Origin of the sequence: Bartonella sp. AC158YNML (assembly GCF_042196725.1) — a bacterium.
Classification (GTDB): Bacteria; Pseudomonadota; Alphaproteobacteria; order Rhizobiales; family Rhizobiaceae; genus Bartonella.
The window spans coordinates 1-4,092 of record NZ_JBHIQU010000040.1; the positions used below are offsets into that span (position 1 = coordinate 1).

The following is a 4,092-nucleotide window of genomic DNA, read 5'->3' on the forward strand; positions in this document are numbered from 1 at the left end:
CTGACAACAGTGGTCACATCATTATGAACATTCGTAACAGAAGTACTAATATCAGAAAGAGCTTCCGCTACACTATTGTAAACCTTTTCCTCACCAACACTACCATCAGAATTGACAGTTTTAAGCTTGAAGGTAGGAGCAACCCATTCTCCTTTTTCATACTTAGCACCACCACCAAAGGACTTGGCTATATTCGTGGCTACAGTGGTAACATTTTGATTTGTAGTAAACAACTGAGAACCAATGACCGCTTCATTTGAATCTTCTAAAAGCGCTCCACCTTTTATACCTGTAAGAGTACGCTTTTCATCTTTGTTGTTGGCAATATCGATTTTATCACCACCTGTATCTTTACCAATGCTGATGTGTTCTGTTGTAAGATCCTGTTTTACGAAACTACTGGCTGCTACTTGTTCTTTAACATCCTTTTCAACTTTTTGCAGTTGCAAAAAATTCACAGCGTCAGTATCTGCAGTACCTGCGGCAACTCCAGAAAGAGTCCGATTATTACCATCCTTATTTGTAATATCGATTTTAGTGCCTTCTACTTCTTTACCAATAGTGATCCGATTTGTATCTGCCTCTTGCTTAACAAGGCTATCAACTTTCATATTAGTAATCGCACTAGTAATCTCTTTAGTAACCTCATTTTTAACATTCGTGATAGAACTACCAACTCCAGTCAAAGCCTCCGCTACAGTTTTATATTTCGTCTCTTCAGAGTTGCCATCATCCTTAACTGTCTTAACCGTAAATGTAGGTGCTGTCCATTTGCCATTTTCATACTCAGCTTCACCACCTAAAGACTTTGCAACACTGCTACCTAGTGTATAAAGCTGGGAACCATTTACGGCATCTGTTGAGTCTTTAGTTATATCTCCATTCTGAAGAGACGTAATCTTGCTGTTTTCTTTTTTCTCTCCATGTGTTGCTACAAAAGCTGTATCAGTCTCGCTCCATAGTAAAGAATCACCTTTAACTTGTTGCGTAATATTCGTTATGTTTTGAGTAAGTGTGTCAAACTTATTTGTTATATTATTATTGATAGTCTCAATATTGGTATCTAACTGCCCTTTGTTAACGGCATCATTGTTATTCTTTGCTTCTCCAACACCAGAAAGAGTTCGAGCCTCACCACTTTTATTGGCGATATTGATTTCACTGCCTTCTGTTTTTGCACCAATAGTGAGACGGTGCATCTCTTCTTGTTGAACAAAGCTCTCGCTTTCAACTTTGGTAATCACATTTGTAACCTGTTTAGTTAATTTATTCTGAACATTCGTGATAGAACTACCAACACCTGCAAGTGCATCTGCTACATTGTGATAAGTCTCATCTTTTTCCTTACCATCAGAGTTAACTGACTTTATTTTAAAAGTTGGATTTGTCCACGTGCCATCTTCATATTTAGCGTCACCCCCAAAAGACTTGGCTATATTCGTGGCTACAGTGGTAACCTTTTGATTTGTAGTAAACAGCTGAGAACCTGTAACCGCTTCATTTGAATCTCCTAAAAGCGCTCCATCCTTTATACCAGTAAGAGTACGCTTTTCATTTTTATTGTTGGAAATATCAATTTTATCACCATCTGTATCCTTACCAATGGTGATGTGTTTCGTTGCAGAATCCTGCTTCACAAAGTTACTACTGGTTGCTACCTGTTCTTTTATTTCCTTCAGTTGTCCAAAATTCACCGCATCGGTGCTTTCAGTACCCGTTGCCACTCCTGTTATCTTTTTACTACCAGCATCAATACCACCGGTGACTATTTTAGGACCTCCAGAAATTACTAAACCTGTTGCGTCTAGGGTACTGCTTCCTGCAGTTACTTTATTGACTGCAATTTCCTTAGCCAGATCAAATTTTATATTATTATCTTTATCACCTTTTGTAATCGTAAGATTTGTACTTGCTGCTGATAAATCGACTTTGCTCTTTATGCCAACAGTTGTAGCATTTGCACCACCAACAGACAGGTGCCAACCTTGATCTACGTAACTTTGTAAGGATTGAAGCTGTGCAACATTAACAACATCAGTTCCGTTCGTTCCTGCTGCTACTCCTGTAATTTGCCGTGTTTTTTTATTACCAGCATCACCAACACTGACTGCACCCAGCGTACTCCTCCATGTGAAATCCGTATCAGTTGCAACTTTTTTAAGTAAAGGATTAAAACCAGCAACATCTTTAGCAACATCTGCCACAGAACCACTACCTAAAGCAACGCTCCCATATTCCTTTACCTGTGCTCTATCACCAATAACAGTAGTCGCAGGAGCGTAAAAATGCACATAATTACCGATACCAATGGCCGATTCATAGAGGCTATTTTTTGAATGTGTCTGCATACCATTACCAATAGCAATGATATTACTGCCCTTCACTGCTGGACTCTTACCTATCAATATATTCTCATTATTTCTTGGAAGCACACCAATTCTTTCAGCTATGGGCATTGCCCGCGTATTCAACATTGTGTTATTCTTTGTTGTATCCCGAACACTAGACGATCCAACATCACCATTATAATCATCATCAACAGGCAACAACGTTCTTTTCGTACTTATATCGTTAACCGCTATTCTTGTAAGCTGTGACGCTTTTTTATGACCAACATTTCCAACTCGTGCAAAACCGCCGTTTTCTGTTAAAACATTCACGACAGAACTCTTGTCACTCTTATCGGAAAGGGTTTTGGTTAAAAAATTTGCGTAGTCATCAGAAGTATTCAAACCAGCAACAGAGACGATACTTTTTAGATAAGACACATCAGCACTTTTTAAACCTTCAACAAATGTATTTCTAAAATCAGGATTTGCTGAAAAAACAGGAGAAACATTTGATAAAAATGCAACCATTGCAGCAAACGAAACACTCTTAACCAAAGAAAATGAATGAGGAGAACGAAAATTTTTTAAATTACTCATTTCTGTTTGTATGGCATAGATTTTTTTCATAATGAACTCTCCAAGAAAAAAACTTTAGAAACACACTGAACAACACAAAAATGACACATTTTAACGATATAGAGTTATTGTAAATTAGGTTTTGGGCGTTTTGTTAGTGTTAGCATTTTGAATATTTATATTGTTGTATTTGTTTTATGTAATGAGATCTGGATATTAGACCTTTTAGGCGCAAAATATACATAGAGGATTTGAGGTTCTGATATGTTATTCTACTGCCTAACAATAAAGGAATTTTGTGTACTAATATTACTTTTTTACTTGATAATACTAAAAATACTTCACAGAGGTTTATTATATTTAGCTATTATAAAATTTCACTTTATTAGAAAATGTGGCTTTATTAACAACAAATTAAAGTAAAAGATATTGTAATATTTAAGAGGTTTAGATTATCCTGAATAACTGGTTTTTTGGTGATTTTTCTTTTTTCATGTATTATGCAAGGATACATGTATGCCTTTGTGATTTCTTTTCTGTCTTCACGCATTACTTGCCCCGCTTTGAAAATTTACTTAGCAAAATAAGTCTTACTCACTAAAATTTTTACTATTTATAAACCATATCCTAAAGATATCAAGAAAAAAGATTCTTTTGAAGTATTTAGAGAAAATAATTTACTGTAGAGGTAAAAATGTAGTTTCTTGGTAACAGTTGCTAAAAGATTTGCTGGGGGTAGAACCCATATTTTAATTGCGTTCATATGCTTAAAAAAATTTGCCCCTACTTCATAAAAGCAAGGGCAAATGGGGGAGTGTTAAATATCTTATTTTTATCACTAATTTAGCGTTACTCTAAATCCAGCGCCTACCCCCCATTGACCTCCTGAGCTCGTGACAGATAAGTTAGAACGAATTTTGCCACTTTCAGACATATAACCAGCACCAATAGCAAATGCCGATTGACTCCGCCACAAACCACTACCAAATGAAAAGCTTAACTTTCCAGGGGTGTCATCATAACTCAAATTAGACACAGCCAAACCAACAGCAGCTGCTTGCCTTGCCTCCTTGCGGACATCTTCAATGGCATAATTCAACGCCTCAAATTTCATATCTGTATAAGATTTCGACTCGTTAAAACCATCATTGATAAGACCACTAACTTGATCAGCCGTATATTTCTT

The 4,092-nt window shown here is 36.5% G+C and carries 1 protein-coding gene and 1 pseudogene; both read right to left on the reverse strand.

Annotated features, from left to right (window positions below):
• A pseudogene (locus ACFIM1_RS08910) lies at positions 1-2,957 on the reverse strand (hypothetical protein); the annotation flags it as partial.
• Between the two features lie 787 nt (positions 2,958-3,744).
• Positions 3,745-4,092, reverse strand: a 348-nt coding sequence (locus ACFIM1_RS08915) for a YadA-like family protein (protein ID WP_375609782.1), incomplete at its 5' end; no start/stop codon positions are given.